This is a genomic window from Bradyrhizobium sp. 2TAF36, assembly GCF_052114925.1.
Lineage (GTDB): Bacteria > Pseudomonadota > Alphaproteobacteria > Rhizobiales > Xanthobacteraceae > Bradyrhizobium > Bradyrhizobium barranii.
In genome coordinates, this window is sequence record NZ_JBFRFR010000098.1 from 1 (window position 1) to 25,294 (window position 25,294).

Consider the following 25,294-nt stretch of genomic DNA (forward strand, 5'->3'; position numbering starts at 1 on the left):
CCAGTCGCCCGATGTCCATAGTGCCGGCTTGAACTCGGACTTGCTCAGATCAGATTTGCCGGCCGTCCCCGTCAATGTGCTCATGATGCTACCCCTGTGTGGTCGAAGTCTTCATTGCCTCCAAGACTGCGGCTGAGTCCGCGACCCAGCCGAAGATGCCGCCTTGGGCCTTGATCATCTTCAGGCCCATCTCGTGAAATTCGGGGAAGTAGGATGCGCAGCCGTCGGAGATGACGACGCAGCGATAGCCGCGGTCATTGGCCTCTCGCACGGTGGTGTTGACGCACACTTCCGTGGTGACGCCGCAGACGAGCAAGTTCTCAATRCCGTATTTCTCCAGCACGTCCGTGAGCTCGGTGGCGTAGAACGCACCCTTGCCGGGTTTGTCGATCACGACTTCGCTGTCGAGCGGATAAAGCTCGGGAATGATGTCGTGGCCGGCCTCGCCGCGAATGAGAATGCGCCCCATCGGGCCGGGATCGCCGATGCGCAAGGACGGGGCGCCGCGCTCGACTTTTGCGGGCGGCGCGTCGGACAGATCAGGCAGATGCCCCTCGCGCGTGTGGATCACCAGCATGCCGGTGTCACGTGCCGCCTTCAGCACCGCGCCGATCGGCTTTACCGCGCGCGCGAGCTGGCTGACATCGTTGCCCAACGTCTCGCCGAAGCCGCCCGGCTCCATGAAATCCCGCTGCATGTCGATGATGAGAAGCGCGGTGGCAGGCCAGTCGAGCCTGATCGGCTCGGGCTCGGCGCTGATGACGCCCAGTGTCGGCTTGGTCGAGCTCAACATGACTCAAGGCCCCCGCGAGAACTCTCTTTGCCAGGAGTTCTGCAAACGCCGTGCCATTGTGTACAATAGCGGTGGGGCACAGGCCGCGAGAGAATTTGCTGCGTACTCAGAAGGTTACGCCGGCGATCGGCGCCTGCTTATTCCCTGTGCGACGGCTTTGCGACGTGCAGTTGCTTAAAGGATGAGCGGGCGGCGACGGACTCGCTCGCCGCCATTCCGTGGCGACGCGACAGCGTCGAGCCCGGAATCCATCGGGCCGCAGTACGCGAGGAAAGTGGATTCCGGGTTCGCGCTGCGCGCGCCCCGGAATGACGGCGGAGGCCGTAGCGCTACCGCCCCGTGCCGTACAGCTGCCGATACTCCATCTCATACGGCGCATACGAATCCTTCAGCGTCGCCATGTTGAGCAGCATGGTGGCCACCACCGCGCCCGTCTTGCCGAACACGCGCGTTTTAATCCAGGCACTCTCGGTGCGGCGGCTGCCGGAGAGTGCGACAACCTCACGCTCGATTTCGTACTCTTCGTCGACGAAGAGCGGCCCCTTGATCAGCCTGATCTCCTGATCCGCGAACAGGCCGACCGCCGGCCCCTTGGCCGGCAGCGGGTCGTCCTTGGAGCGGTACTGGAACAACACGCTCAGCATCTCCATCGGGATGATCGCTCTGCCCCAAGGATTGTCGGCGCCGGAATAACACGGCGAGTTCTCGGTGATGACGGCGAGCTTTTGCCTGAGGGAGAACGGATAGAGGTCGCCCATGTTCTGGTCGAACGCCATCCGCACCGCCTGCCGTTTGCTCGTCTGCGCCACCTTCACATCGCGCAGGATCACGGGATCGGCGAGCGGCTTGAGCTCGGTGAGGCGCGCCTCGAGCGCGGTCGCCGCATGCGGTTCGCCGACCGAGGCCGTGCCCCGCAGCACCTCGGTGCCGTCGCGCTTGACCATCTGGATCTGGCACTGGCTCGTGCCGGGCAGCGGCTTCGATAGCATCGCCTGCACCTCCTCGCCTTCGAAGCAGGCGTTGCGGTAATGCGCGGACAGGCAACCGCTCTCGAACCAGGCCTGCCCCCACAGCCGCGCGCCGAGCGGGGCGAACTGGCTGAAATGCGTCGGGCCTTCGATGGTGCCGCCCTTGAAGCCGAGCTTCTGCGCGGTGGCATCGTCGTGGATCGAGGCGTGCGCGTCATAGACTTGCGCGTGCAGCATCTGGCGCGGCTGGCGCCACGGCCCGATCAGCGCCTCGGCCGTCTCTGTAATCTCGGTGTCGAATGCGTTTGCAGCCATGGTGTCCTCCACAGGCAGCCATGACTAGCAGGAGCGCCACGGATGCGGCTAGCCGTATTGACTTCGCCGGCCCATGCTCTTGACTGTCACAATTCGCGTCGCGCCGCCGCTATCCCTCCCGCAGCGCAAACCCCCACGCCGAACGAGAGACGAGGACTCCTGAAATGACGCTGATGCAGGTCGAGCTGGACGACAAATACCGGCTCGAATCGAAGCGGATCTTCCTGTCCGGCACGCAGGCACTGGTTCGGTTGCCCATGTTGCAGCGCGAACGCGACCGGCTCCAGGGGCTCAACACAGGCGGTTTCATCTCGGGCTATCGCGGTTCCCCGCTCGGCATGTACGACCACGCGCTGTGGCGCGCGAAGTCGCGCCTCCAGCAGCACGACATCGCCTTCGTCCCCGGCCTGAACGAGGACCTGGCTGCGACCGCCGTCTGGGGCAGCCAGCAGGTCGGCCTGTTCCCCGGCGCCAAGGTCGATGGCGTGTTCGGCATCTGGTACGGCAAGGGCCCCGGCGTCGACCGCTCGGTCGACGCGCTCAAACATGCGAATGCGGCCGGCACCTCGCTCAATGGCGGCGTGCTCGCGCTTGCCGGCGACGACCATGGCTGCCAGTCCTCGACGCTGGCGCATCAGAGCGAGCAGGTGTTCGCGGCGGCGCTGATCCCCGTGATCAATCCGGCGACGCTCCAGGATTATCTCGACCTCGGCCTCTATGGTTTTGCGCTGTCGCGCTTCTCCGGCTGCTGGGTCGGCTTCAAGGCGATCAGCGAGACCGTCGAGAGTTCGGCCTCGATTGACAGCGATCCTGAGCGTATCAAGATCGTACTTCCAGACGATTTCGAGATGCCGCCTGGCGGCCTCAACATCCGCTGGCCCGATCCGCCGCTGGAGGCCGAGCGACGTCTGTTCGGCCCGAAGATGGCCGCCGTGCAAGCCTTTGCCCGCGCCAACCAGCTCGACCGCATCGTGCTCGATTCCAAGCCGGCACGGCTCGGCATTCTCGCGACCGGCAAGGCCTATCTCGATCTGCGCCAGGCGCTGGCCGATTTGGGCATCACCGACAAGGACGCGCAGGACCTCGGCCTGCGCATCTACAAGGTCGCACTGACCTGGCCGCTGGAGGAAAGCGGCGCCAGGCGCTTCGCCGAAGGTCTTCAGGACGTGCTCGTGGTCGAGGAGAAGCGCGGCTTCATCGAAGACCAGCTGATGCGCACCCTCTACAATATCGCTGCGTCCAGGCGCCCGACCGTCACCGGCAAGCGCGACGAGCGCGGAGCACCGCTGTTGCCGAGCGAGGGCGAGCTGACGCCGACCATTGTCGCAGGGGCGCTGGTGGCACGCTTGCGCAAGCTCGGGCATCACAGCCCGGTGCTGGAGCAACGCCTCGCCCGGCTCGAGGCCTTCGACAATCCCGTCACATCAAGCACGCAGATCAAGCTCGCGCGCACGCCGTTCTTCTGCTCGGGCTGCCCGCACAACTCCTCGACGCGCGTGCCCGAGGGCAGCCGTGCCATGGCCGGCATCGGCTGCCACGGCATGGCCCTGAGCATGCCGACCCGCCGCACCGATCTAATCTCGCATATGGGTGCCGAGGGCGTGAACTGGATCGGCCAGTCGCCCTTCACCACCGAGAAGCACATTTTTCAGAATCTCGGCGACGGCACCTACACCCATTCCGGACTTCTCGCCCTTCGCGCGGCATCGGCCGCGGGCATCAACATCACCTACAAGATCCTCTACAACGACGCCGTCGCGATGACCGGCGGCCAGCCGGCCGAAGGCGCCTTCAACGTCGCGCAGATTGCGCACCAGGTCTGGGCCGAGGGGGTCAAGCGACTCGCGATCGTATCGGACGATCCGACGAAGTATCCGGAAGGCAACTACTTCCCGCAGGGGGCGACCATCCATCACCGCCGCGAGCTCGACGCCGTGCAGCGCGAGCTGCGWGACATCAAGGGCCTCACGGTCGTGATCTACGACCAGACCTGCGCCGCCGAAAAGCGCCGCCGCCGCAAGCGCGGGCTCTATCCCGATCCCGCCAAGCGTGCCTTCATCAACGAKCTCGTCTGCGAAGGCTGCGGCGAYTGCTCGCAGGCCTCCAACTGCGTCTCGGTGCAGCCGCTGGAGACCGAGTTCGGCCGCAAGCGACAGATCGACCAGTCGAACTGCAACAAGGACTTTTCCTGCGTCGAAGGTTTCTGCCCGAGCTTTGTCACCGTGCATGGCGGCAGCCTGAAGCGGTTGAAGACGTCGGCGGTCGATTCCGGACAGTTGTTCGCCGACCTGCCGCTGCCTCCTGCCCGCGAGCTCGAGGCGCCGTACAACATCCTCGTCACCGGCATCGGCGGCACCGGCGTCATCACCATCGGCGCGCTGCTCGGCATGGCCGCCCATGTCGACGGCCGCGGCTGCTCGGCGCTCGACTTCACCGGCCTGTCGCAGAAGAACGGCGCGGTGATGAGCCATGTCCGCATCGCGCGGAGGCCGGAGGATATCTCCGCGGTCCGCATCACCACCGGCGGCGCCGACGTCATCCTCGGCTGCGACATGATCGTCTCGGCAGGTCCCTCCGCGCTCAGCCGCGCCGAGCGCGGCGTGACCAAGGCCTACATCAACGCCGACCTGCAGCCGACTGCGAGCTTCGTGCAAAACCCCGATCTCGACTTCGAGATGGGCACGATGCAGACCGTGCTGCGTGACGCCGTCGGCGACACGAACCTCGACATCATCGACGCGACAGGCATTGCCTCAGCCCTGATGGGCGACTCGATCGCGACCAATCCCTTCATGCTCGGCTTCGCCTTCCAGAAGGGCGCGATCCCACTGTCGCTGGAGGCTCTCCTCCGCGCCATCGAGATCAACGGCGCGGCGATCGAGATGAACAAGCTCGCCTTCACATGGGGACGGCTGGCCGCCCACGACATGTCGCGCGTGCGCAGCGTACTGCAGTTCAAGAGCCGCGCTTCCGCGCCGACGAAGTCGCTCGACGACGTGATCGCGACCCGCGCGGAGTTTCTGACCGGCTATCAGGACACTGCCTACGCCGACCGTTACCTCGCGGCCGTCGCCAAGGTGCGCAAGGCGGAGAGCACAGTCTCGCCCGCCTCCACCGAGTTGACCGAGGCGGTCGCGAAAAACCTGTTCAAGCTGATGGCCTACAAGGACGAGTACGAGGTGGCGCGGCTCTACACCGACGGCAGCTTTGCCAAGAAGGTGTCGGAGAAGTTCGATGGCGACTTCACGCTGAAATACCACCTCGCCCCGCCGATCTTCGCGCAGCGCGACAAGACGACCGGGCACCTTCAGAAGAAGGAATTCGGCGGCTGGATGGTCCACGCCTTCCGCGTTCTCGCCAAGCTGAAGTTCCTGCGGGGCGGCGCGTTCGACCCGTTCGGCCGCACCGAGGAGCGCCGGACCGAACGTAAGCTGGTCGCGGATTATCTCGGCATGATCGACCAGCGGATGGCCGGGCTGAAGGCGGAGCAGATCCCGCTGCTGGCGCGGCTCGCCCGCGTGCCCGAGACGATCCGCGGCTTCGGCCACGTCAAGGAAGCCAACATCAAGCTCGCAGCGGCCGAGACAGCCCGGCTGGAAGCCGAGCTGGAGAACAGCCGCTTTGCGGCGGCGGCGGAGTAGCGGTTAGGACGCAAACTCTCTCCACGTCATTGCGAGGAGCGAAGCGACGAAGCAATCCAGAGTCCCTCCGCGGAGGCAGCCTGGATTGCTTCGCTGCGCTCGCAATGACGGAGATTGTGGGACGAGCTCGCCACACACTCAGCGTCATCGCCCGGCTTGACCGGGCGATCCAGTACTCCGAGGCGGCTGTGATTGAACGGATGGGCCGCGGCGTACTGGATTCCCCGCTTGCCGCCTACGCTAAAGCTTCGGCGCCCCTGGACCTCAACCCCGGCGAAGCCTTGGCGTAGCCGGGTCGCGGGGAATGACAGCGGTGGAGATGGCTAGACGGGAGTCCCTGCAACCGCAGACGTCGCCGTCACAACACTCCCCTCCGCCAGATGCCGCCCCGCGATATACCCGAACGTCAGCGCCGGCCCGAGCGTGATCCCCGGTCCCGGATAATTCCCATTCATGATCGACCCCATGTCGTTGCCGCAGGCGTACAGACCCGCAACCGGCGTGCCGTCCTCGCGCAGCACGCGCGCCTGGGCATCCACCTTCATGCCGATGGCCGTGCCGAGATCGGCCGGATAGATACGCATCGCGAAGAACGGCGCGCGGAGGATCGGTGCGACACAGGGATTGGGCTTGTGGGTGGCATCGCCGAGGTGGCGCTGATAGATGGTGCTGCCGCGACCGAATTCGGGATCGCGGCCCTGCTTCGCATCAACGTTGTAACCTGCGATCGTCGCCGTGAGCACGGACGGATTGACGCCGATCTTCGCCGCGAGCTGCGCGATGTCGGGAGCCTTGAGCAACTCGCCGCCCGCCACATAGCGCCGGAGGTTGAGCGTAAACGGCTTGATGTGACCGAGGCCGTAGCTCCACAGGAACTGACGGTCGCAGACGAGATAAAACGGCCGGTCCGGCTCGCCATTGCAGTCGCGCAACATCGCCAGCACGAACTCATGGTGGGACAGCGCCTCGTTGACGAAGCGACGGCCGGCCGCGTTGATGGCGATCACGCCGGGCTTGGCGCGGTCGGTCACCGTATGCGGAAAAACGCCTCGGCTGCCATCGTCGCGACGGAACAGCGAGGCCGGCACCCAATAGGCCGGACTCGTCGCCTCCGTGTTGAGCGCGGCACCGGCCGTGGCCGCAAGCCGGAGCCCGTCGCCAGTGCCAGCGGTGCTGGCCGCCGAGACGAAACCAGCCGCGGCCGGGAAGAAGCGTTTGCGCAACACAGCGTCGTGCGAAAAGCCGCCGGTCGCAACCACCACGCCGCGACGCGCGGCGATCAGGCGGTCACGGGAGCCGTGGCGGATGACAACGCCGCCGACGCGATCGCCCTGCATCGACAGGTCCTCGACATCGGCGCAGAAGAGAATCTCGACCTGCCGCGCCAGCAGCGAGGCATAGAGCCGCGCCGCGAGCGCGTTGCCGAGATGCAGCGTCGTGCCGCGCCGATTGCGCAGCCGCTGCAACGCGTATTCCGAAACGAGCCGCGCCGCGCGCAGGGTCGAACGCAACGATTTTCCGGCCCGCCGCAGATGCGGGACGTCGAGGCGGTTGACCATCATCCCGCCGAACAGCGTGAACTCCGGCAGCGGCGCGCGCAGCCGCGCGAAAGGCGCGCCGAGCCGGGTGCCGTCGAACGCGACCGGCTCCAGCACGCGCCCGCCTGATGTCGCGCCCAGTCGCTCCGGATAACAGTCCGGACAGGCTTTCACCGGCTGGAGGCGCACTTCCGTGTTGGCTTCGAGATAGGCGACCGCCTCCGGCCCGCGCGCGAGGAAGGCGGCGCGCAAGCCGGCATTGGCAGGCTCCGGCACCGTGCTCGACAGATACCGGACCGCGTCCGTGATGCTGTCGGACAGCCCTACATCCTTCATCTTGGGATTGGCGGGGATCCAAACCATGCCGTCGCACCAGGCGGTGGTGCCGCCGACGAACGCCGTCTTCTCGATCACCAGCACGCGCAAGCCTTCAGCGGCGGCCACCGCCGCGGCCGTCATGCCCCCGGCGCCGGCGCCGACGACAATGACATCGTAGATCTCATGCGCAGGCATCATGCGGCAAGGGTCCGGGAACGAGGCATGACACCGTCATACCTCGCCCGGAGGCACCAACGCTAGCGCGCCGGCTTGCGCTCGATCGGGTCGATATCGATCGCCCGCAAGCGGCCGAGCCGCAGCACGTCCATGGCGAGCCGCCGGCCGATCCGGTCGCGGTCGAGCACGCGGATCAGATCGTCGACGCCGTTGATATCGACACCATCGAGCTTGATGACGACGTCGCCGGGCAACAGGCCCGCCTTCGCCGCCGGTCCGTCCGGCTCGATCTGCATCAAGAGCGCGCCCATCTTGTTGTCGACGCCGGCCAGTACCGCGTGCCGCCGCGGGACCGGTGCAGTCTGCCCGGCGACGCCGATAAAGGCGCGGCGGACATAGCCGTGGCGGATGATCTCCGACAACACGAACTGCGCGGTGTTGCTGGCGACCGCGAAACAGATGCCTTGCGCGCCGTTGATGATGGCCGTGTTGATGCCGATCACCTCGGCATTCGACGACACCAGCGGACCGCCGGAATTGCCGGGGTTGAGCGCAGCATCGGTCTGGATCACGTCCTCGATGGTGCGCCCGCTCACCGAGCGGATCGAGCGCCCCAGCGCCGAGACCACGCCGGCGGTCACGGTCGATTCGAAGCCGAGCGGATTGCCGATCGCGATCACGAGCTGGCCGCGGCGCAGGGTCTTGGAGTTGCCGAGCGCGGCATAGGGCAAGTCGCGCACGCCGTTGGCGCGGAGCAGCGCCAGATCGGTGTCGGGATCGACGCCGAGTACGCGGGCCTCACCGACGTTACCCTCGACGTCCCGCAGCCGGATCTCCCTGGAGGAACCGACCACGTGGCTGTTGGTGAGCACGAGCCCGTCCGGCGAGATCACGATGCCGGAGCCGAGCCCGCCGCGCTCGCGACCGTTCGGCACCTTTGGCCCGGTCTCGACGCGCACGACGGCGGGACCGACACGGTCGGTCACGTCGATCACGGCGTTGGAATAGGCGTCCAGCAGGGCTCGGTCATCGACCGGGGCAGACGCTGTCGCTCGCGATGACGCGGCGTCATCGACGATGTCTGAGGTAAAATCCAGCATGGCAAGAGTCCTTGAGGCTCACACAAATGGTGGCCTGTTCCTGCCAGCGCAAGGGACCCGCCTGGGGCGCAAGGCTGGGCTGTCAGGACTTGACCTACCAAGGTGGCTAGGGCGCGCGCCGCAGCGTGCCCGCCCTCGCCTTAACCGGGTCGAGCAGCGACCAGTCGCCGTCCGGGAGCACGTAACCCTTGGGGAACGGCGCGCGCAGCTCGATCCCGAGCGAGCGCAGCACCCGGTCGTCGCGGTAATAGCATTGCAGGACGACGCGGACGAGCGTTGCGGCGGCGCCGCCGCCGGAGCTGCGGAACTCCTGCGCCACCGCATCGCGCCTGGCGGCATCGAGCTCGGCGAACGGTTGCCCTGCGAGCCGGGCCAGATGGTCCAGCGCCGCCGCCACCAATTTGGTGTCGCGGCCCAGCGTCGTCAGAATATCGGCCTGGATCGCGGGGTCGTCGGCGCCGGGCAYCTTGTACTCGTCGCTGGCGGGAACGATCATCGCAGCGATGGTACGGAGGTCATCGCGTTGGGCGCGGGTGAGTTGATTGTCTGCGGACATGGCGGCCTCAGTCGAACAAGTTTGCGAGGCGCTGCTTCATCTGGTCGGCGATGTAGAGCGCGAGGGCCTGGATGGTGGACGTCGGATTGACGCCGCCCGAGGTGACGAAGATGCTGCCGTCGACGATGAAGAGATTTTTCACGTCGTGCGTGCGGCCCCATTCGTTGACGACGGAGCGTTCGGGGTCGGTGCCCATCCGCACGGTGCCGAGCAGATGCCAGCCGCCCCACGGGATCGGCGAGTTGACGCAGATGTCGGTCGCCCCCGCCATTTCCAGAACCTCGCGGCCGCGCGCGAGCGCATGCTCCATCATCTTCCGGCTGTTCTCGCTGATGGTGTAGTCGATCCTCGGCGCGGGAATGCCGTGGCTGTCCTTCAGGACAGGATCGAGCGTGACGCGATTGTGCTCCTCCGGCAGGTCCTCGCAGATCGCGGAGAATCCCAGCCGATGGCCATTGAGCTTGCGGAAGACGCGGTGATGATCCGCGCCCCACGGTAAAATGCCCCTCTGCTCGCTCACGACAGCCTCGAACACGGGCCCTGCCCCGCGCACGAACTGGACGCCGTAGCCGCGTACGAAACCGCGCGACAGGTCGGTGTCATACCATTCCTTGCTCCACAGGCAGGTCGGCGGCGCGCGGTTGCTGTCGGTCGGCTCCTTCACATAGCCGTAGATCTGCGCATAGGGATGGAACATCAGGTTCTTGCCGACGAGGCCCGACGAATTGGCAAGACCGTGCGGGAAGCGGTTGGATGCCGAGTTGAGCAGCAGCCGGGGCGTGCCGACGCCGTTGCAGGCGATGATGACGACATGCGCCGGCTGGAACTGCTCGACGCCGTCCTTGTCATAATAGACCACGCCCGAGGCCATGCCGTTCTCGTCGGTGGTGATCTCGCGCACCCGGCAATGCGTGCGAAGCTCGACGCCGGCGCGGATCGCGTGCGGCCAATAGGTAATGTCGGTCGAGGATTTTGCACCTTGGGCGCAGGCCGGCGTGCAATGGCCGAGATTGATGCAGCGCGCGCGGCCCTCATAGTCTGTGGTCGCGACCGTCGTGTCCGACGGCCACCAGTGCCAGCCGAGCGTGTTCATGGCCTTGCCGATGATGGCGCCGGACAATCCCATCGGCTGCTGCGGCATCGGCGGATGCGTCAGCGGCGACAGCGGATCGCCCGACAAGCCTGACGTGCCCATGATGCGATCGTTCTCTTCGAAGAACGGCGTCAGCGCGTCGTAGTCGATCGGCCAGTCATCGGCGACGCCGTCGAGCGTCTTGACCTTGAAATCGGAGGGATGCAGCCGCGGCCAGTGCGCGGTGTACATCACCGTCGAGCCGCCGACCGCGTTGTAGTTGACGACCTTGATCGGCGAATTGTCGTCGTTGATCGGATAGTCCTCGGGCCGGCCGCGGACATTCGGGCTCGACGACCACTCCCCGTAGAACTTGGCCTCCCAGTCGCGGCCCGTGCTGGGATATTCCGCTGGGTTCATCCAGCCGCCCTGCTCCAGGCAGAGAATGTGCATCTTGGTCTCGGCCAGCGACCACGCGATCGCGGCGCCTGAAGCGCCGGCGCCGATGATCAGGACGTCCACGGGGTCTTTCATCGAACTTTCTTCCTCCCGCCCTCGCCGCTTCAAGGGCGATCCGGTCTACGCAGGTTTTTGATCGTGCCGAACGATAGGGGCAGACCGGCCGGTCAGTAAAGGCTGGCACGCGAATGTCGCACTTCGCAGGGCGCAGACCATTGGTATCGCGACTTCCGGATGCTAGGAACGAGGCGCCAGAGCAATCGATAGCGAGACGTTATGTCCTTTAGGAATTCATTTGCCGCCGCCCGCGCCTTCGCGCTTGTTTCGTGTCTCGCTCTGTCCGGGTTTCTGGCCTCGTCCGGGCCGGCCTCCGCGCTGACGGCGGCCGCGACCGTCCGGGACGCCAATTCGATCCAGCTCGGCGACGTCACCTACCGCCTCGACGGCGTCGACGCGCCCGAATTGGACCAGGTCTGCATCGACGATCACGCCGATCCCTGGACCTGCGGCATCGAGGCCCGCGACCAGCTGGCGAAGCTGATCAACAAACGCAGCGTGCGCTGTGACGATGTCGGGCCGGAAAAGAGCTTCGGCAAACGGCACCGGGCGATCTGCACCGCCGAGGGCGACAAGGTCTCGTTGAACGAGCAGCTGGTCAAGCTTGGCTATGCCATCGCCCGCGAGCCGATCAAGGCGAACGTCAAGGCTGCCGCGGCCGATGCCAAAACCGCGTCAGCCGGCATCTGGAAGGGCTGCTTTGTTGCACCGCAAGAATTCCGCATGGGCAAGAAGGACGGCGCGCTGCTCGGCGCCGCCTGCCGCGCCGACCGCGACAAGGAAATCCGCGCGGCGCTGTTTCCGGAGGAGCTGACCATGCCGCCGAGTTGCAGCATCAAGGGCAAGCTCGCCGTGCGCGCACGCGTCACCGGCAATATCGGCATCTATCACTTAAGGGGCTGCCCGAGCTATCCCGCGACCACCAAGCCGGACCGCTGGTTCTGCTCGGAGGACGACGCGCAGGCCGCCGGCTTCCGCAAGGCCTACAATTGCCGCCGACCGAAATGAGGAAGCCCGTCACGAGCATGTGAGCGGTAGCCGGAGACAGTATTGATCCGGAATTGAACTCTCTCGGTGGTTGCTACATCTAATATGTACGCAAGCGCTTTGCGCGAGCGTTCCTTGGCAGCAATCCGGCTTCGGTCCGATTGCTTTGCTCGGGCGTTTCCTCCCTAGACTTGGGCCGCTTGTCACAACAAGCGGCTCTTCTTTCTTGTGCGCCCTATTTCCGCATCGGCATGATCTGGTCCATCGGCGGCATGTTCGCATTGAGATGCCCCATGATCCAGACGGTGCCGCCGACGACCAGGAAGACGACCAGAAGGCCGAAGGCGAGCGCCAGCACGTTGTTGGTGTTGTCAGGCCCCGTCGTGATGTGCAGGAAGAACACGAGGTGCACGCCCATCTGCGCGATCGCCAGCACGATCAGAGCGACGGGGATGGATGGCTGCCAGACCAGGTCGGTTCCGGCGATGAAGAATGACGTTGCCGTGAGCAGCAGCGCGAGGCCGAGACCAACGACGTAGCCGAGCACCCGCTCGCCGACGCTGTGTTGCTCTTCCTCGCCCGGTGCGAGATCGTGTCCGGTCCGCACATGCGTCTGATCGCTCATACGGCACTCCCAAGCAGGTAGACGACGGAGAAGACCCCGACCCAGACGATGTCGAGCGCATGCCAGAACAGCGCAAAGCACATCATCCGGCGCAGGACGTCGGCGCGAAAGCCTTTTGCAAAGACCTGGGCCATCATGGTGAGCAGCCACAATATGCCGGCCGAGACGTGCAGGCCGTGGCAGCCCACCAGCGAGAAGAACGACGTCAGGAACGCACTGCGCGACGGGCCATAGCCGCGTGCAACGAGGTCGGCGAACTCGCGGAACTCGATGGTGAGAAAGATCAGTCCGAGCACGCAGGTCACGGTCATGCCGAGATAGAACCAGAACCGGTTGCGCACGTCGGCGGCAATGCTGGCCATGCCGCAGGTGAAGCTCGACARCAGCAGGCAGACCGTCTCGATCGCGACGTTGCGCTGCTCGAAGATCTCCGAGCCGCTGGGGCCACCCGCGGTCTGGCCGGACAGCACCGCATAGGCCGCGAAGAAGCAGGAGAACATTACGATATCGGAGAGCAGGAAGACCCAGAAGCCGTAGGCGGTCACGATGCGCTTCGATGCCGGGCCTGGATGCTCGACGACGAGCCCGATGTGGTGGGGGTCGGCATGCGCGCGGCCGGCTGTCGCCGTCATCGACATCAGAGCGCTCCCGCCATGCTGACGAGGCTGCGCCGTTCCTCGAGATTGATACGATCGATCGCTGCGACCTCGTCGGCCGGAATGACGTATTCGTCATGATCGCGCCAGGCGAACACGACGAAGGTCGCGAATGCGCCGATGCCGCCCAGGATCACCATCCACCAGATGTGCCAGATCAGCGCGAAGCCCATGATGGTGGCGAAGAACGCGCAGATGAAACCGGTCGGTGAATTCCTGGGCATCTCGATATCCTGATACTCCGGCCGATCATGCTCGAGCTGCTGCTGCTTGGCATGGGCCTTCTGATCCCAATAAGCATCCTCGCCGCGCACATCCGGATAGAAGGCGAAGTTGAACACGGGCGGCGGCGACGAGGTCGCCCATTCCAGCGAGCGCCCGTCCCAGGGATCGCCGGTGCGGTCGCGCAGGGCCTCGCGGTTGCGGATGCTGACCACGAGCTGCACGATCTGGCAGATCACGCCGATCGTCAGCACCGCCATGCCGGCGGCCGCCACGAACATCCATGGCCGCCAGGCCGCGACGTCGTAGTGCTGCATGCGCCGGGTCATGCCGAGCATGCCGGCGATATAGAGCGGAATGAAGGTGACGTAGAAGCCGAGGAACGTGAACCAGAACGCGGCCTTGCCCCAGCGCTCGTCGAGACGAAAGCCGAACGCCTTCGGGAACCAGTATTCGAAGCCGGCGAAGGCGCCGAACAGCACGCCGCCGATGATGACGTTATGGAAGTGCGCCACCAGGAACATGCTGTTGTGGAGCATGAAGTCGGCCGGGGGCACCGCGACCAGCACGCCCGTCAATCCGCCGATGATGAAGGTGACCATGAAGCCGACCGCCCACAGCATCGGCGTCGCAAAGCGGATGCGGCCGCCATACATCGTGAAAAGCCAATTGTAGATCTTCACCCCCGTCGGTATCGCAATGATCATGCTGGCGATGCCGAAGATGGCGTTGACGTCGGGGCCAGCGCCCATCGTGAAGAAATGGTGCAGCCAGACCATGAAGGAGATGACGCAGATCGCCATGGTCGCGAGCACCATCGAGCGGTAGCCGAACAGCGCCTTGCCCGAGAAGGTCGACACCACCTCGGAGAAGATGCCGAAGGCCGGCAATACGAGGATATAGACCTCCGGGTGCCCCCAGGCCCAGATCAGGTTCATGAACATCATGACGTTGCCGCCGGCTTCATTGGTGAAGAAGTGGAAGCCGAGGTAACGGTCGAGCAGCAGCATCGCGAGCGTGGCGGTGAGGATCGGAAAGGCGGCGACGATGAGCAGGTTGGAGGCCAGCGTGGTCCAGCAGAACATCGGCATGCGCAGATAGTTCATTCCCTTGGTGCGCAGCTTCAGCACGGTGGTCACGAGATTGATGCCGGCGACCAGGGTGCCGACGCCGGAGATCTGGAGAGACCAGGCGTAGTAGTCGACGCCGACGCCCGGCGAATAGGACAGTTCCGACAGCGGCGGAAAAGCCAGCCAGCCGGTGCGCGCGAACTCGCCGACCACGAGCGAGATATTGACCAGCAGCGCGCCGGTCGCTGTCAGCCAGAAGCCGACCGAATTCAGCGTTGGGAAAGCAACGTCGCGCACACCGAGTTGAAGCGGCACGATCAGGTTCATCAGCCCGATCACGAACGGCATCGCCGTGAAGAAGATCATGATGGTGCCGTGCGCCGAGAAGATCTGGTTGTAGTGCTCCGGCGGGAGATAGCCTTGTGACTGGTAAGCGACCGCCTGCTGGAGCCGCATCATGATGGCGTCGCTGCCGCCGCGCAGCAGCATGACCGAGGCCAGCAGGATATACATGACGCCAATGCGCTTGTGGTCGACGCTGGTGATCCACTCGTGCCAGAGATACGGCAGATGTCCCTTAACGACGACCCAGATCAGCACGCCGAGGATCGCGACCAGCACCACGGCACCCGCAATGAGGGGTATCGGCTGGTCGAACGGGATCGCCGACCAATCGAGCTTACCGAGCATCGTGGCCTCCACTGTGCGGCCTGCCGGCATCGGAGAGCAGCTCCGGGCCGGGCCCTGGCGGAATGTGCTGGGTTGCGATCAGGTCGAACAGACGGGGATCCGCCAGGCGAAAGGTCAGCCTGTTCTTCTCGATGCCCTGCTGCATCAGCTTCTTGTAGCTGTCCTCGTTCAGCACGGCATCGGTCTTCGCCGTGGTCGCGACCCAGTCTGGGAAGGCGAGCGGCGAGATCACGTTGACGTCGAACATCATGTCGGGAAAGCCGTCGCCGGAGAAATGCGCCGACAGGCCCTGCAACTTGCCCTCATTGTCGGCGCGCAGGTTCAGCTTCGTCACCATGCCGTTCATGGTGTAGATCATGCTGCCGAGCTGCGGGATGAAGAACACGTTCATCACGCTCGACGACGTCAGCTGGAAATTCAGCTCGGCACCGGCCGGCACCGTCAGCGTGTTGACGGTGGCGATGCGCTGGTCCGGATAGATGAAGAGCCATTTCCAGTCGAGCGAGACCGCCTGGATGCGGACTGGACTGCCGGTGCCCGGCACGGGCGCGGCGGGATCGAGCTGGTGCGAGCCGATCCAGGCGACGCCGCCGAGCAGGATCACGGTGAGCGCGGGGATCGCCCACACCACCATCTCGACGCGGCCGGAATAGACGAAGTCAGGCTGGTAACGTGCTCTCGGATTGGACGCGCGAAACCAGAACGCAAAGGCCAAAATCGCGAAAATGGTCGGCACCACGATCACGAGCATGATGAAGACGGAATCGACCAGGATGGTGCTGTTGGCGACAGCCACCGGCCCTTGTGGATCGAGCAGATTCATCGGCAAGCCACTGACGATTGGGAAACCCCAGGCGAGAGCCTAGCGCGGAAAAGCCCCCGCAACAAACGCAAGCTCGGCAGAACGGTTCCGCGACATGCCCGCTTAATCGCGCGCCGTGCCGCCCGGCGGCATGCAATTCCATGCGATGTCAATGACATCTGCGCGGGACCATCGGCCTTCTCTCCTGTCAGGGCGATTGCTAATCTGCACGAAAATAATTGGGATGAAACGACATGCAGGGCCCCGAGGACGATGCCGGCCTCGCCGGCAAGGTGGCGCTGATCAGCGGCGGTGGCGCCGCTGGCGACGGCATCGGTAACGGCCGCGCTGCAGCAATTCTGTTGGCCCGCGCCGGAGCAAAAGTGCTGGTGGCCGATCGCGACCTCAAGCTCGCCGAGCGCACCGTGGAGATGATCCGGGACGAGGGTGGCACGGCAGCGGCGCATGGCGGCGACGTCACCAGCGAAGCCGATTGCAAGACACTGGTCGAAGCTACACTCGACCGCTGGGGCCGGCTAGATTTCCTCGACAACAATGTCGGCATCGGCAGCCGTGGCAGCGTGGTCGACGAGACACCCGAGCAGTATCGCCGTGTCATGCAGGTCAACGTCGAGACGATGTTCCTGCTCTCCAAGCACGCGATCCCCGCGATGATCAAGACCGCCAAGGGCGGCGCGATCGTCAATATCTCCTCGATCTCGGCGCTGCGGCCGCGCGGGCTCACGACCTACACGACATCGAAGGCCGCCATCATCGGTCTGACGCGCGCCATGGCTGTCGATCACGGCCGCGACAACATCCGCGTCAACTGCATCTGCCCCGGCCCGATGTACACGCCGATGGTCTATGCCCGCGGCATGAGCGAGCGGGCCCGCGCCAACCGCGCCAGGGCCTCGCTGCTGAAGACCGAAGGCACCGGCTGGGATGTCGGCCACGCCGTCAAATTCCTGCTCAGCAACTTTGCACGCTACATCACCGGCCAGGTGTTGGTGGTCGACGGCGGCGTGACGCTGCAAGCGCCGGAACGTGAATCACAGGAACACTGAAAGGAACACGGATGGCCCGCCTACCCTATCTCGAGGCCGACCAGGTCGCGCCCGAATATCGCGACATGCTCAAGCGCAACACGAACCTGCACAAGCTGCTGGTCAACTCGCCGGAGATGGCGCGCGCCTTCAACGGCATCGGCAGCTATATTCGCTTCAAGAGCAAGCTCGACCCGCGGCTGCGAGAGCTCGCGATCCTCCAGGTCGGCTGGATGGAGAAGTCGGAATACGAATTCACCCACCATGTGAAGATCGGCAAGGAGTTTGGCGTCACCGACGAGGACATCACAGGCCTGATGGCGGAGACCGAGGGCAAGCCGTCGAAGCTGGAGCCGCTCGCAAAAGCGATCCTGAAAGGCGCCCGCGAGATGGTGCGCCAGCTCGCGATGTCGGATGCCACCTTCGCCGAGATCAGGCAGCATCTCTCCGACGAGCACATGGTCGACCTCGTACTCACCATCGCCTTCTATTGTGGTGTGGTGCGGGCGCTCGCCACCATGAAGATCGACAACGAACCGTATTACAAAGAGGTACTCCAGCAGTACCCGATCCCGGGAGTGAAGTGACATGCGCTTGAAGGACAAGGTCGCGATCGTCGTCGGCGCCGGCCAGAGCCCCGGTGAAGGCATGGGCAACGGCCGCGCCACCGCGCTGACCTTCGCGCGCGAGGGTGCCAAAGTGCTGTGCGTCGACCACCACCTGGAATCGGCGCAGGAAACCGTCGATCTGATCGCAGCGGAGCAAGGCACCGCTGCGGCCTTCAAGGCCGACGTGACCAAATCCGCGGACATCAAGGCGATGGTCGTGGACGCGCAGGCGCGCTGGGGCCGCATCGACGTGCTGCACAACAATGTCGGCGTCAGCCTGTCCGGGGGCGATGCCGAGCTGCTTCAAATCACCGAGGAGGCGTTCGACCGTGTCGTCGCCATCAATCTGAAGAGCTGCATTCTCGCCGCGAAGGAAGTGATCCCGATCATGCGCGCGCAAGGAAGCGGCGCCATCATCAACATCTCCTCGATGGCCGCGATTACGACCTATCCTTACGTCGCCTACAAGGCGACGAAGTCGGCGATGATCGCCTTCACCGAGCAGCTCGCCTACCAGAACGCCGAATACGGCATCCGTGCCAACGTCATCCTGCCCGGCCTGATGAACACGCCGATGGCCGTCGACACCCGCGCCCGCGAGTGGCACAAGACCCGCGCCGAGGTCGAAGCCGAGCGCGACAGCAAGGTGCCGCTGCGCAAGAAGATGGGCACCGGCTGGGACGTCGCGAACGCCGCGCTGTTTTTGGCGTCGGACGAAGCGAATTTCATCACGGGCGTGACGCTGCCGGTGGACGGTGGCGCGAGTGTGAGACGGGGGTAATTCGAGCGCGCTGCTTACCCTCCCCTGGAGGGGGAGGGAAACAGCGTCACTGCGGTGCGCGCGTCGCCCGCCAGATGGTGCCATTGCCGTCCTCCGACACCAGCAGCGATCCATCCTTCGCCACGGCGACACCAACCGGCCTTCCCCAGACCTCCGTGTCACTCACGACAAACCCCGTGACGAAATCCTCGTACTCGCCGGTGGGCTTGCCGTCCTTCATCCTGATACGGATCACCTTGTAGCCGGTGCGCTTGGAGCGGTTCCAGGAGCCGTGCTCAGCGGCGAAGGCATCGCCTTGATAGTCGGACGGAAACTGCGTGCCCTGATAGAAAGTCATGCCGAGCGAAGCCGAGTGYGGCTGGATCAGCACGTCGGGCACCGTCACCTTGTCCTTGAGATCCGGCCGCGCGCCGGCGTGGCGCGGATCTTCGTTGCCGCCGATATAGAACCACGGCCAGCCGTAGAACGCGCCCTCCTTCACGCTGGTGACGTAATCGGGCACGAGATCGTCGCCGAGCCCGTCGCGCTCATTGGTCGAGCACCAGGGCAGCCCGCTCTGCGGCTCGATCGCAAGACCGACGCAATTGCGGATGCCGGTGGCATAAATCTTCCGGTCCTTGCCGTCAGGCGTGAATGCCATCACGGTGGCGCGCTCGAGCTCACTGGCCCAGGCCGCGCCGAGCGGCTGCGTCTTCGACCAGCCATCCAATCCGCCCGGCGGCGTCCCCATGCCCTCGGCGACGTTGCTGAGCGAGCCGACCGAGACCAGCATGCGCTTGTTGTCGGGCGTGAAGACGATGTCGCGGGTGGAATGGCTGCCGTCCTGCGGCAGGCTTGCCACGATCGTCTCCGCCCTGCCGCGCGCCTTGAGATCGCCGGCCTGATAGGGAAACCGGACGACGCTGTCGGTGTTGGCGATATAGACCCATTGCGGATTGTCGCCGTTCGGAAAGAAGGCGATGCCGAACGGCCGTCTCAATCCGCTGGCAAACACCTCGTTGGTCGCGGCCTTGCCGCCATCCCCGGCGCGCAGCACGCGGATGGCGTCGGCCCGCGTCTCCGCGACGAAGACATCGCCGTTCGGCGCGACCCTCACAATGCGCGGCGCGCGCAAGCCTTCGGCGAACAGCTCGATCTTGAAACCCGCCGGCACACGTGGCGTGGCCTCCGGCGGTCGCGACGCCACACGCGCGGTGCTCGCAACCGACCGTGTCGCGCCGGGCCTGACGAGGTCCTGCGGCCGGATCAACCTGACCGTGCCGGGCTTGTCGGCCTGCCAATCGCCATAGGCGTCCTTGCCTTGCAGAACCGGCTCGGCCTGCGCGCTGGCAGCAACCGCGACCAGCAATCCCGCAGCCGTTGCTGCGGACGAAATCCTGCTTTTCACGTCGTCTTCCTCCCAGCCTGCGCGTCCTGAACGTCGACGCTTATAGGTCCGCAAATGTTCTACGGCAGTTCAAACACCTGCCGAATCCCACGTCAGCTCATGCCCGCACGATGTGCATCGGCCACGGCCCATCGTACTGGAAAATGCGGCAGATCGGTGCGACACATTGTAAGGGCGCGACCGCCGGTTGCGGTCATCAAAGCTGCGGCATCCAGGTCGCAATTGATGGGGTGATCATGTGGGGATCCATCATATCGGAATGGGCGAGCCTGCTGCTGCGCTGGCTGCACGTGGTGGCGGCGATCGCCTGGATCGGCAGTTCCTTCTACTTCATCGCCCTCGATCTCAGCCTGAAGCCGAAGACTGACCTGCCGGACGGCGTGCAGGGCGAAGCCTGGCAGGTCCATGGCGGCGGCTTCTACCGGATCATGAAATATCTGGTGGCTCCGAGCCAGATGCCGGAGGAGCTGACCTGGTTCAAATGGGAGGCCTACACCACCTGGCTGTCCGGCTTCGCGCTGATGGTGGTGGTGTACTATCTCGATGCCGACCTGTTCCTGGTCGACAAGTCGATTCTCGACCTCACACCGATCCAGGCCGGGCTGTTCAGCTTCTGCAGCCTGGCGCTGGCATGGCTGCTCTATGAGGCGGCCTGCCGCACCGGGCTTGCGCAGCGCGAGCTGCCCTTTGCCATCGGCGGCTATCTGTTCCTGGTCGCGCTCACTTACGCCTTCACCCACGTCCTGAGCGGGCGCGGCGCCTTCAACCAGATTGGGGCGATCATCGGCACCATCATGGTCGCCAACGTGTTCGCATTGATCATCCCGAACCAGAAGAAGATCGTGGCCAGCCTGATCGCGGGACAGGCGCCCGATCCGAAGCTCGGCAAGGCCAGCAAGGAGCGCTCGGTTCACAACAACTACCTGACCTTGCCCGTCGTCGTGCTGATGATCAGCAATCACTATCCTCTGCTCTACGCGACGCGCTTCAACTGGATCATCGTCGCGATCATTCTGGCGCTCGGCCCCGTGATCCGCCACTTCTTCAACGAGCGGCACGCGGGGCACAAATCGCCGTGGTGGGTGTGGGGTGTCGCCGCATTGGGCGTGATTGCGATCCTCTTGCTCTCCGCCGCAGGCCCGCGCGAGGTCAAGACGGGCGCGCTGTCGGCACAGCCGACGCGCGCCAATGTCGAGGAGATCGTGATGTCCCGTTGCAGCATGTGCCACGCGGCAGAGCCGGTCTGGGCCGGCATCGTGACCGCGCCCAAAGGCATCTTGCTCGACGCGCCCGAGCACATCCATCGCAACATCCGCCTGATCGGCCGCGTGGCGGCGTGGTCCAATGCGATGCCGCCGGGCAACATCACCGACATGACCAGCGAGGAGCGCGCCATTCTCGCCGCCTATATCGAGCAGGCGCAGTGACGCCATCGCGCGTCGATACCGCATTTCGCGAAATGAAATTCCGCATCTAGCGCCGATTTGAAAATGACTTGATCGCCTATCCGGCGTAGACAGGGCCAGCGGCCGCTGGCGCGGTCCAGATCGAAATTTGCATTTGCTGCGGGGAAAGAACAGTGGCCCTCAAGAACATCATCGGTATCGACCACGCCGTGGTCATGGTTCGGGACCTCGACAAGGCCGCCGAAAACTACAGGCAGCTCGGTTTCACCCTGTCGCCGCGCGGCACCCACAGCGCGCATATGGGCACCGGCAACTACACCATCATGTTCGACCCCGACTATATGGAGCTGCTCGGCGTGCTGGTGGCGACTGAGCACAACGCACCGGCCCGCGCCTTCGTCGACAGGCACGGCGAGGGCATCGAGCGCATCGCCTTCACGGCGATCGACAGCGCAGCCGGCGCCGAGGAGATCCGTGCGCGCGGCCTGACGCCGATCGGCCCGACCGATTTCGAACGGCCGGTGACGCTGCCCGATGGCACGATCTCGGCTGCAAAATTCCGCACCTTCATGTGGCCGACCGCTGAGGCGCCCGGCGGCGTGCGCATCTTCGCCTGCCAGCACAAGACCCGCGAGACGGTGTGGATTCCTGAATTGATGAAGCACGCCAATGCGGCGAAGCGGATCAGGCAGACGCTGATCGCAACGCCCGAGCCCGCGCAGGATGCGGCGCATCTCGGCCGCCTAATCGACCGCGAACCGAAGGCGGAAGCCGACGGTGCAGTCGCCGTGCCGTCCGGCGGCGACCGCGCCGACTTCGTCTATCTGACGCTGGACCAGCTCGGCAGACGCTATCCCGGCGTGCCGCTCACCGGCCTTTCCGCGCGCGGTGGCGCCGCCCTGGTCCTCGTCAGCGGCGATCTCGCAGCCACCGAGAAGGCGTTGGGTCCGGCTGCGTTGCGCAGCGGGGCCGCGATCTGCGTGCCACCGGCCAAGGCCAACGGCACCCTGCTCGCCTTCGTTGCCGGCTGATTTGAACTAATTCTTTAACAAGCGTTTACCGGGCAAGCCTAGGCTTTTCGGGCTTTTCACGCCGCCCGAGGCCAAGCGCATGTTCAAAGAGGAATCGCCGATCGCCTATGACGCGCCGGCCGAACTGAAGAAGTGGCCGTCGCTGAAAGGCGAGAGACAGAAGGACCGGGGTCCGCCCTATCTCGTCTACAACGGCACGCTCGCCGACTGCGTTCGCGTGCTCATGGATAAGCCGATCAAGGGCATTTCGCTCTATGACATCATGACGAAGCCGCAGCCGGCTTTTGAGCAAACGGTGCTGTCGCCCGGCGACGCCGCCGAGATCGCGATGCGCAAGGATTTTCCCAAGGACTAGCTCGAAGCCCGCTTCGCGGCCGGTTTTCCCTGCTGCTTTAATGAGGATTCCGTCGGCGCATCGAGGAAGACGACCGGCGCGAAGGCCCGCGCCGTGCGCCTCGCATCGAGCGAGCCCTGATCCGCTACCGCAAGCAGATCCTCTCGCGTGACGCCCCCTACTCCGCCTTGATGTTCGCGGCCGCGACGACCTCGGCAAGATCCGTCGTCTCCTTGGCGATCTTCGCGGCGTAGTCGGCCGGGCTGAGCACGCTGACGACGCCTTGCGACTCCAGGCGCTCCTGCAACGCCGGATCCCTGGCGGCGGCGACGATCTCACGGTGCAGCGTCTCGCGGATCGGCGCGGGCACGGCCTTCGGCATGAAGAAGCCGACCCAGAACGAGATATCGAAGCCGGGATAGCCGGCCTCCGCGACGGTCGGCACGTCAGGCAGCGCCGGCAGCCGCTCGGCCGATGACACCGCAAGCGCGCGCAGCTTGCCGGCCTTCACCAGCGGGACGGCGGACAAGGGATCGAACACCGCCAGGACCTCCTGCGCGAGGATGCCGACCTCGGATGCCGCGCCGCCGCGATAGGGCACGTGAATCAGCTTGATGCCGGCCTTCTGGCTGAGCAGCTCCATGGCGAGATGGGCAAGGTTGCCGTTGCCGCCCGAGCCGTAGGCGAGCGCGCCGGGCGCGGCCTTCGCCGCCGCGACCAGATCGGCGACGGTGTTGATGTTGGCCGTTTTGGGATTCTCGGGATTGACCACCAGAACGAGCGGCGCCGAGATGACGGTGGTGAGCGGCGCAAAATCGCCTTGCGGATCGTAGCGGGCGTCCTTGAACAGCGTCTTGTTGAGCGTGATCGTGGACGAGTTACAGGCGAGGATGGTGTAGCCGTCCGCGTCCGCGCGCGCCACGCCCTCGGCTGCGATCATGCCGTTGGCGCCGGCGCGGTTCTCGACCACGAAGGGTTGGCCGAGCTTGTTGCTCAGCCGGTCGCCGACGATGCGCGCGACCACATCGACCGGGCCGCCCGCGCTGAAGCCGACCATGATCTTGACCGGACGCGTCGGATATTTCTGCGCGAGAGCCTCGGTCGTCACGCACAATCCGGCGACAATCGCCAGCAGGCGAAGCGTTCGTTGCATTCGTTCTCTCCCCGGACCCGCGCTGCCGCTTTTGCATGGTGCGGCGCCTCTGGAGATCATGATTAGCGGTCGCGCCGGATTTCGCAATCGCGTTTGCACGCCGGCATTCCGTCGTGCGGCACGCGAGAGCCGCATCCAAACAAAAAATGCGAAAACAACCCCATGCACAGTAGCCGGCCCCTGTCAGGACAAGGACTTGCGCAGGACAAGAACCTTCGGATACCACGAAATGCAGTTTGACACGTCGGGCAAAACACCGGCATGATGGCATCATCGCAACAATCGCCAGCGTCCAGGCCGCCCGCTCCTCGGGCGACTCGCCGCGATCGCGCGCAAGCCTCTCATCGACATCTCAAAATTCGTAGCCGCGCAGCACGCGAGCGGTCGTTCGCGCACCTGCGCCGGTAAAGGACACGACACATGACGACATCCCCCGATCGCCACACCACGCCGCCGGTTGCGGCAAACGATCGCAGCGACCCGGCTGCGAGCCCGCGCGTCAAACTCTACAGGCGGCGCATTGCCATCGATCATCCCGACCCGAGAACCGGCGAACGGCTGCTAGCCGACGCGCTCGGTGCCGTCGACCGTGACGCGTTGCAAGGCATCCTGAAGCAATTGGTGAAGGCCAGCGTGACTGCGCAGAAGCCGGACGAGGCCAATCTCGCCTTCATGATCTCGATGATGAAGAGCATCGCGCCGCGGGACTCCATCGAGGCCATGCTGGCGGCACAGATGGTCTCCATTCACGTCCTGGCGATGCGCTGCGCCCATCGCCTCGCCTTCGCTGACGACATCCCGCGGCAGGACAGCGCGTCACGCGCGCTCGCCAAGCTGGCGCGAATCTTTCCGGCCCAGGTCGAGGCGCTCAACCGGTACCGCAACAATGGCGAGCGGGCGATCACGGTGGAGAGTCTGACGGTGCAGGATGGCGCAGGAGCCATCGCGAGCCACCCCGTCCAGCACACGGGCATGATCGTAACGGAGCAAAGCGTCGCGGACACGCCGATGGGAGCAGGATCGGTCTCGCCTCGCGAAGCCGGCGAAGGCGAACATGAACTGGTCGATGCCGCACAAGGTGCCACCGCATGAGCGGCGATCACCCCCGCAACATGGCTGCGATGCTGGCGAGTCCGCGCTGCGGCGCCAGGACACGCAGCGGCAGCGCCTGCCTCGCGCCGGCGGTGCACGGCAAGACCCGCTGCCGCATGCATGGCAGCGCCGCGAGATCAGGCGCACCGAAGGGAAATCAAAATGCGCGGAAGCATGGGCTATTCACGCAGGACCGGATCGCAGAACGAAGGGCGATACGGGCGTTGCTGGGCGAGACGCGGAAGCTGCTGCAGGAGCTGGGCTAGCACTACTTTGGCAGATTTTTGATTTTGTCGCGTTTTATAGGATTCCCGAATCAATTTTTCAATGATTCATGGGTGGTCGGCTCTTGGAGGGCTGACCATGCCGGGATGGGAAGACGAACTTGAACGCTGGCTGATGCCGTTCTT

22 protein-coding genes are annotated in these 25,294 nt (G+C 65.0%); 10 read left to right on the forward strand and 12 right to left on the reverse strand.

Annotated features, from left to right (window positions below):
- Window positions 1-88 precede the first annotated feature (88 nt).
- Both AB4Z51_RS38500 and AB4Z51_RS38505 read right to left on the reverse strand, forming a co-directional pair.
- Window positions 89-793 (reverse strand): cysteine hydrolase family protein, encoded by a 705-nt coding sequence (locus AB4Z51_RS38500; RefSeq protein ID WP_085404497.1) that lies wholly within the window; start codon window positions 791-793, stop codon window positions 89-91.
- Window positions 794-1,122: 329 nt separating this feature from the next.
- Window positions 1,123-2,076 (reverse strand): hypothetical protein, encoded by a 954-nt coding sequence (locus tag AB4Z51_RS38505; protein ID WP_085404560.1) that lies wholly within the window; start codon window positions 2,074-2,076, stop codon window positions 1,123-1,125.
- A 164-nt stretch (window positions 2,077-2,240) separates the two neighbouring features.
- On the opposite strand from AB4Z51_RS38505, the gene AB4Z51_RS38510 reads away from it, so the two are divergent.
- Window positions 2,241-5,717 carry an indolepyruvate ferredoxin oxidoreductase family protein gene (locus tag AB4Z51_RS38510; RefSeq protein WP_441499208.1) on the forward strand — a complete coding sequence of 1,159 codons (3,477 nt, stop codon included), beginning with the start codon at window positions 2,241-2,243 and terminating at the stop codon, window positions 5,715-5,717.
- Between the two features lie 323 nt (window positions 5,718-6,040).
- Here AB4Z51_RS38510 and AB4Z51_RS38515 read toward each other — a convergent pair whose 3' ends face one another.
- The 4 genes from AB4Z51_RS38515 to AB4Z51_RS38530 form a co-directional block, all read right to left on the reverse strand.
- A complete protein-coding gene (locus AB4Z51_RS38515; RefSeq protein WP_085404500.1) occupies window positions 6,041-7,771 on the reverse strand; it encodes an FAD-dependent oxidoreductase in 1,731 nt (576 codons plus the stop codon).
- 59 nt (window positions 7,772-7,830) lie between these two features.
- Window positions 7,831-8,850, reverse strand: coding sequence for a S1C family serine protease (locus AB4Z51_RS38520; RefSeq protein WP_071916003.1), 1,020 nt, complete (start codon window positions 8,848-8,850; stop codon window positions 7,831-7,833).
- A gap of 106 nt (window positions 8,851-8,956) precedes the next feature.
- Window positions 8,957-9,406 (reverse strand): hypothetical protein, encoded by a 450-nt coding sequence (locus AB4Z51_RS38525; protein WP_441499209.1) that lies wholly within the window; start codon window positions 9,404-9,406, stop codon window positions 8,957-8,959.
- Window positions 9,407-9,413: 7 nt separating this feature from the next.
- The gene (locus tag AB4Z51_RS38530; protein ID WP_135215064.1) at window positions 9,414-11,012 is read right to left on the reverse strand and encodes a GMC family oxidoreductase; all 1,599 of its coding nucleotides are present in this window, start codon (window positions 11,010-11,012) and stop codon (window positions 9,414-9,416) included.
- A gap of 201 nt (window positions 11,013-11,213) precedes the next feature.
- On the opposite strand from AB4Z51_RS38530, the gene AB4Z51_RS38535 reads away from it, so the two are divergent.
- Complete coding sequence (locus AB4Z51_RS38535) at window positions 11,214-12,002, forward strand: thermonuclease family protein (RefSeq protein ID WP_085404503.1); 789 nt, start codon at window positions 11,214-11,216, stop codon at window positions 12,000-12,002.
- A 214-nt stretch (window positions 12,003-12,216) separates the two neighbouring features.
- On the opposite strand, the gene cyoD is transcribed toward AB4Z51_RS38535, so the two are convergent.
- From cyoD to AB4Z51_RS38555, 4 genes are read right to left on the reverse strand one after another with little or no spacing between them, the layout of a single operon-like run.
- A complete protein-coding gene (gene cyoD, locus AB4Z51_RS38540) occupies window positions 12,217-12,606 on the reverse strand; it encodes a cytochrome o ubiquinol oxidase subunit IV (protein WP_028150137.1) in 390 nt (129 codons plus the stop codon).
- Window positions 12,603-13,244, reverse strand: a complete 642-nt coding sequence (locus tag AB4Z51_RS38545) for a cytochrome (ubi)quinol oxidase subunit III (RefSeq protein WP_028150138.1) — start codon at window positions 13,242-13,244, stop codon at window positions 12,603-12,605. The genes cyoD and AB4Z51_RS38545 overlap by 4 nt, the downstream gene beginning before the upstream one ends.
- Window positions 13,244-15,244 carry a cytochrome o ubiquinol oxidase subunit I gene (gene cyoB / locus AB4Z51_RS38550; protein WP_085404561.1) on the reverse strand — a complete coding sequence of 667 codons (2,001 nt, stop codon included), beginning with the start codon at window positions 15,242-15,244 and terminating at the stop codon, window positions 13,244-13,246. The genes AB4Z51_RS38545 and cyoB overlap by 1 nt, the downstream gene beginning before the upstream one ends.
- Window positions 15,234-16,067 carry a cytochrome ubiquinol oxidase subunit II gene (locus AB4Z51_RS38555; RefSeq protein WP_085404504.1) on the reverse strand — a complete coding sequence of 278 codons (834 nt, stop codon included), beginning with the start codon at window positions 16,065-16,067 and terminating at the stop codon, window positions 15,234-15,236. The genes cyoB and AB4Z51_RS38555 overlap by 11 nt, the downstream gene beginning before the upstream one ends.
- A 233-nt stretch (window positions 16,068-16,300) precedes the next feature.
- Between AB4Z51_RS38555 and AB4Z51_RS38560 the strand changes: the two genes are divergently transcribed.
- From AB4Z51_RS38560 to AB4Z51_RS38570, 3 genes are read left to right on the forward strand one after another with little or no spacing between them, the layout of a single operon-like run.
- Entirely contained in the window at window positions 16,301-17,113 is an 813-nt protein-coding gene (locus AB4Z51_RS38560) for an SDR family NAD(P)-dependent oxidoreductase (protein ID WP_085404505.1), read from the forward strand.
- Window positions 17,114-17,124: 11 nt separating this feature from the next.
- Complete coding sequence (locus AB4Z51_RS38565; RefSeq protein WP_085404506.1) at window positions 17,125-17,679, forward strand: carboxymuconolactone decarboxylase family protein; 555 nt, start codon at window positions 17,125-17,127, stop codon at window positions 17,677-17,679.
- Between the two features lies 1 nt (window position 17,680).
- Window positions 17,681-18,481, forward strand: a complete 801-nt coding sequence (locus tag AB4Z51_RS38570) for an SDR family NAD(P)-dependent oxidoreductase (RefSeq protein ID WP_085404507.1) — start codon at window positions 17,681-17,683, stop codon at window positions 18,479-18,481.
- A gap of 46 nt (window positions 18,482-18,527) precedes the next feature.
- On the opposite strand, the gene AB4Z51_RS38575 is transcribed toward AB4Z51_RS38570, so the two are convergent.
- Window positions 18,528-19,868 carry a PQQ-dependent sugar dehydrogenase gene (locus AB4Z51_RS38575; RefSeq protein WP_063984870.1) on the reverse strand — a complete coding sequence of 447 codons (1,341 nt, stop codon included), beginning with the start codon at window positions 19,866-19,868 and terminating at the stop codon, window positions 18,528-18,530.
- Window positions 19,869-20,104: 236 nt separating this feature from the next.
- Between AB4Z51_RS38575 and AB4Z51_RS38580 the strand changes: the two genes are divergently transcribed.
- From AB4Z51_RS38580 to AB4Z51_RS38590, 3 genes are all read left to right on the forward strand, one after another.
- Window positions 20,105-21,295 carry a urate hydroxylase PuuD gene (locus tag AB4Z51_RS38580; RefSeq protein ID WP_085404562.1) on the forward strand — a complete coding sequence of 397 codons (1,191 nt, stop codon included), beginning with the start codon at window positions 20,105-20,107 and terminating at the stop codon, window positions 21,293-21,295.
- Window positions 21,296-21,447: 152 nt separating this feature from the next.
- A complete protein-coding gene (locus AB4Z51_RS38585) occupies window positions 21,448-22,305 on the forward strand; it encodes a VOC family protein (protein WP_085404508.1) in 858 nt (285 codons plus the stop codon).
- A 79-nt stretch (window positions 22,306-22,384) separates the two neighbouring features.
- Window positions 22,385-22,660 (forward strand): hypothetical protein, encoded by a 276-nt coding sequence (locus tag AB4Z51_RS38590; RefSeq protein WP_085404509.1) that lies wholly within the window; start codon window positions 22,385-22,387, stop codon window positions 22,658-22,660.
- 157 nt (window positions 22,661-22,817) lie between these two features.
- Here AB4Z51_RS38590 and AB4Z51_RS38595 read toward each other — a convergent pair whose 3' ends face one another.
- A complete protein-coding gene (locus tag AB4Z51_RS38595) occupies window positions 22,818-23,792 on the reverse strand; it encodes a Bug family tripartite tricarboxylate transporter substrate binding protein (RefSeq protein ID WP_085404510.1) in 975 nt (324 codons plus the stop codon).
- Between the two features lie 420 nt (window positions 23,793-24,212).
- Here AB4Z51_RS38595 and AB4Z51_RS38600 point away from each other — a divergent pair, with 420 nt between their 5' ends.
- Window positions 24,213-24,884: a hypothetical protein gene (locus AB4Z51_RS38600; RefSeq protein ID WP_085404511.1), complete on the forward strand. Its 672-nt coding sequence runs from the start codon at window positions 24,213-24,215 to the stop codon at window positions 24,882-24,884.
- Window positions 24,881-25,150, forward strand: coding sequence for an HGGxSTG domain-containing protein (locus AB4Z51_RS38605; protein WP_085404512.1), 270 nt, complete (start codon window positions 24,881-24,883; stop codon window positions 25,148-25,150). The genes AB4Z51_RS38600 and AB4Z51_RS38605 overlap by 4 nt, the downstream gene beginning before the upstream one ends.
- Window positions 25,151-25,294 lie beyond the last annotated feature (144 nt).

What these genes read in the sequence shown, in the direction of transcription:
- AB4Z51_RS38505 (WP_085404560.1), bottom strand. Translation starts at nt 2,076, where the DNA reads ATGGCTGCAAACGCATTCGACACCGAGATTACAGAGACGGCCGAGGCG.
- AB4Z51_RS38515 (WP_085404500.1), bottom strand. Translation starts at nt 7,771, where the DNA reads ATGATGCCTGCGCATGAGATCTACGATGTCATTGTCGTCGGCGCCGGC.
- AB4Z51_RS38520 (WP_071916003.1), bottom strand. Translation starts at nt 8,850, where the DNA reads ATGCTGGATTTTACCTCAGACATCGTCGATGACGCCGCGTCATCGCGA.
- AB4Z51_RS38530 (WP_135215064.1), bottom strand. Translation starts at nt 11,012, where the DNA reads ATGAAAGACCCCGTGGACGTCCTGATCATCGGCGCCGGCGCTTCAGGC.
- AB4Z51_RS38535 (WP_085404503.1), top strand. Translation starts at nt 11,214, where the DNA reads ATGTCCTTTAGGAATTCATTTGCCGCCGCCCGCGCCTTCGCGCTTGTT.
- cyoD (WP_028150137.1), bottom strand. Translation starts at nt 12,606, where the DNA reads ATGAGCGATCAGACGCATGTGCGGACCGGACACGATCTCGCACCGGGC.
- cyoB (WP_085404561.1), bottom strand. Translation starts at nt 15,244, where the DNA reads ATGCTCGGTAAGCTCGATTGGTCGGCGATCCCGTTCGACCAGCCGATA.
- AB4Z51_RS38555 (WP_085404504.1), bottom strand. Translation starts at nt 16,067, where the DNA reads ATGAATCTGCTCGATCCACAAGGGCCGGTGGCTGTCGCCAACAGCACC.
- AB4Z51_RS38560 (WP_085404505.1), top strand. Translation starts at nt 16,301, where the DNA reads ATGCAGGGCCCCGAGGACGATGCCGGCCTCGCCGGCAAGGTGGCGCTG.
- AB4Z51_RS38565 (WP_085404506.1), top strand. Translation starts at nt 17,125, where the DNA reads ATGGCCCGCCTACCCTATCTCGAGGCCGACCAGGTCGCGCCCGAATAT.
- AB4Z51_RS38570 (WP_085404507.1), top strand. Translation starts at nt 17,681, where the DNA reads ATGCGCTTGAAGGACAAGGTCGCGATCGTCGTCGGCGCCGGCCAGAGC.
- AB4Z51_RS38580 (WP_085404562.1), top strand. Translation starts at nt 20,105, where the DNA reads ATGTGGGGATCCATCATATCGGAATGGGCGAGCCTGCTGCTGCGCTGG.
- AB4Z51_RS38590 (WP_085404509.1), top strand. Translation starts at nt 22,385, where the DNA reads ATGTTCAAAGAGGAATCGCCGATCGCCTATGACGCGCCGGCCGAACTG.
- AB4Z51_RS38595 (WP_085404510.1), bottom strand. Translation starts at nt 23,792, where the DNA reads ATGCAACGAACGCTTCGCCTGCTGGCGATTGTCGCCGGATTGTGCGTG.
- AB4Z51_RS38600 (WP_085404511.1), top strand. Translation starts at nt 24,213, where the DNA reads ATGACGACATCCCCCGATCGCCACACCACGCCGCCGGTTGCGGCAAAC.
- AB4Z51_RS38605 (WP_085404512.1), top strand. Translation starts at nt 24,881, where the DNA reads ATGAGCGGCGATCACCCCCGCAACATGGCTGCGATGCTGGCGAGTCCG.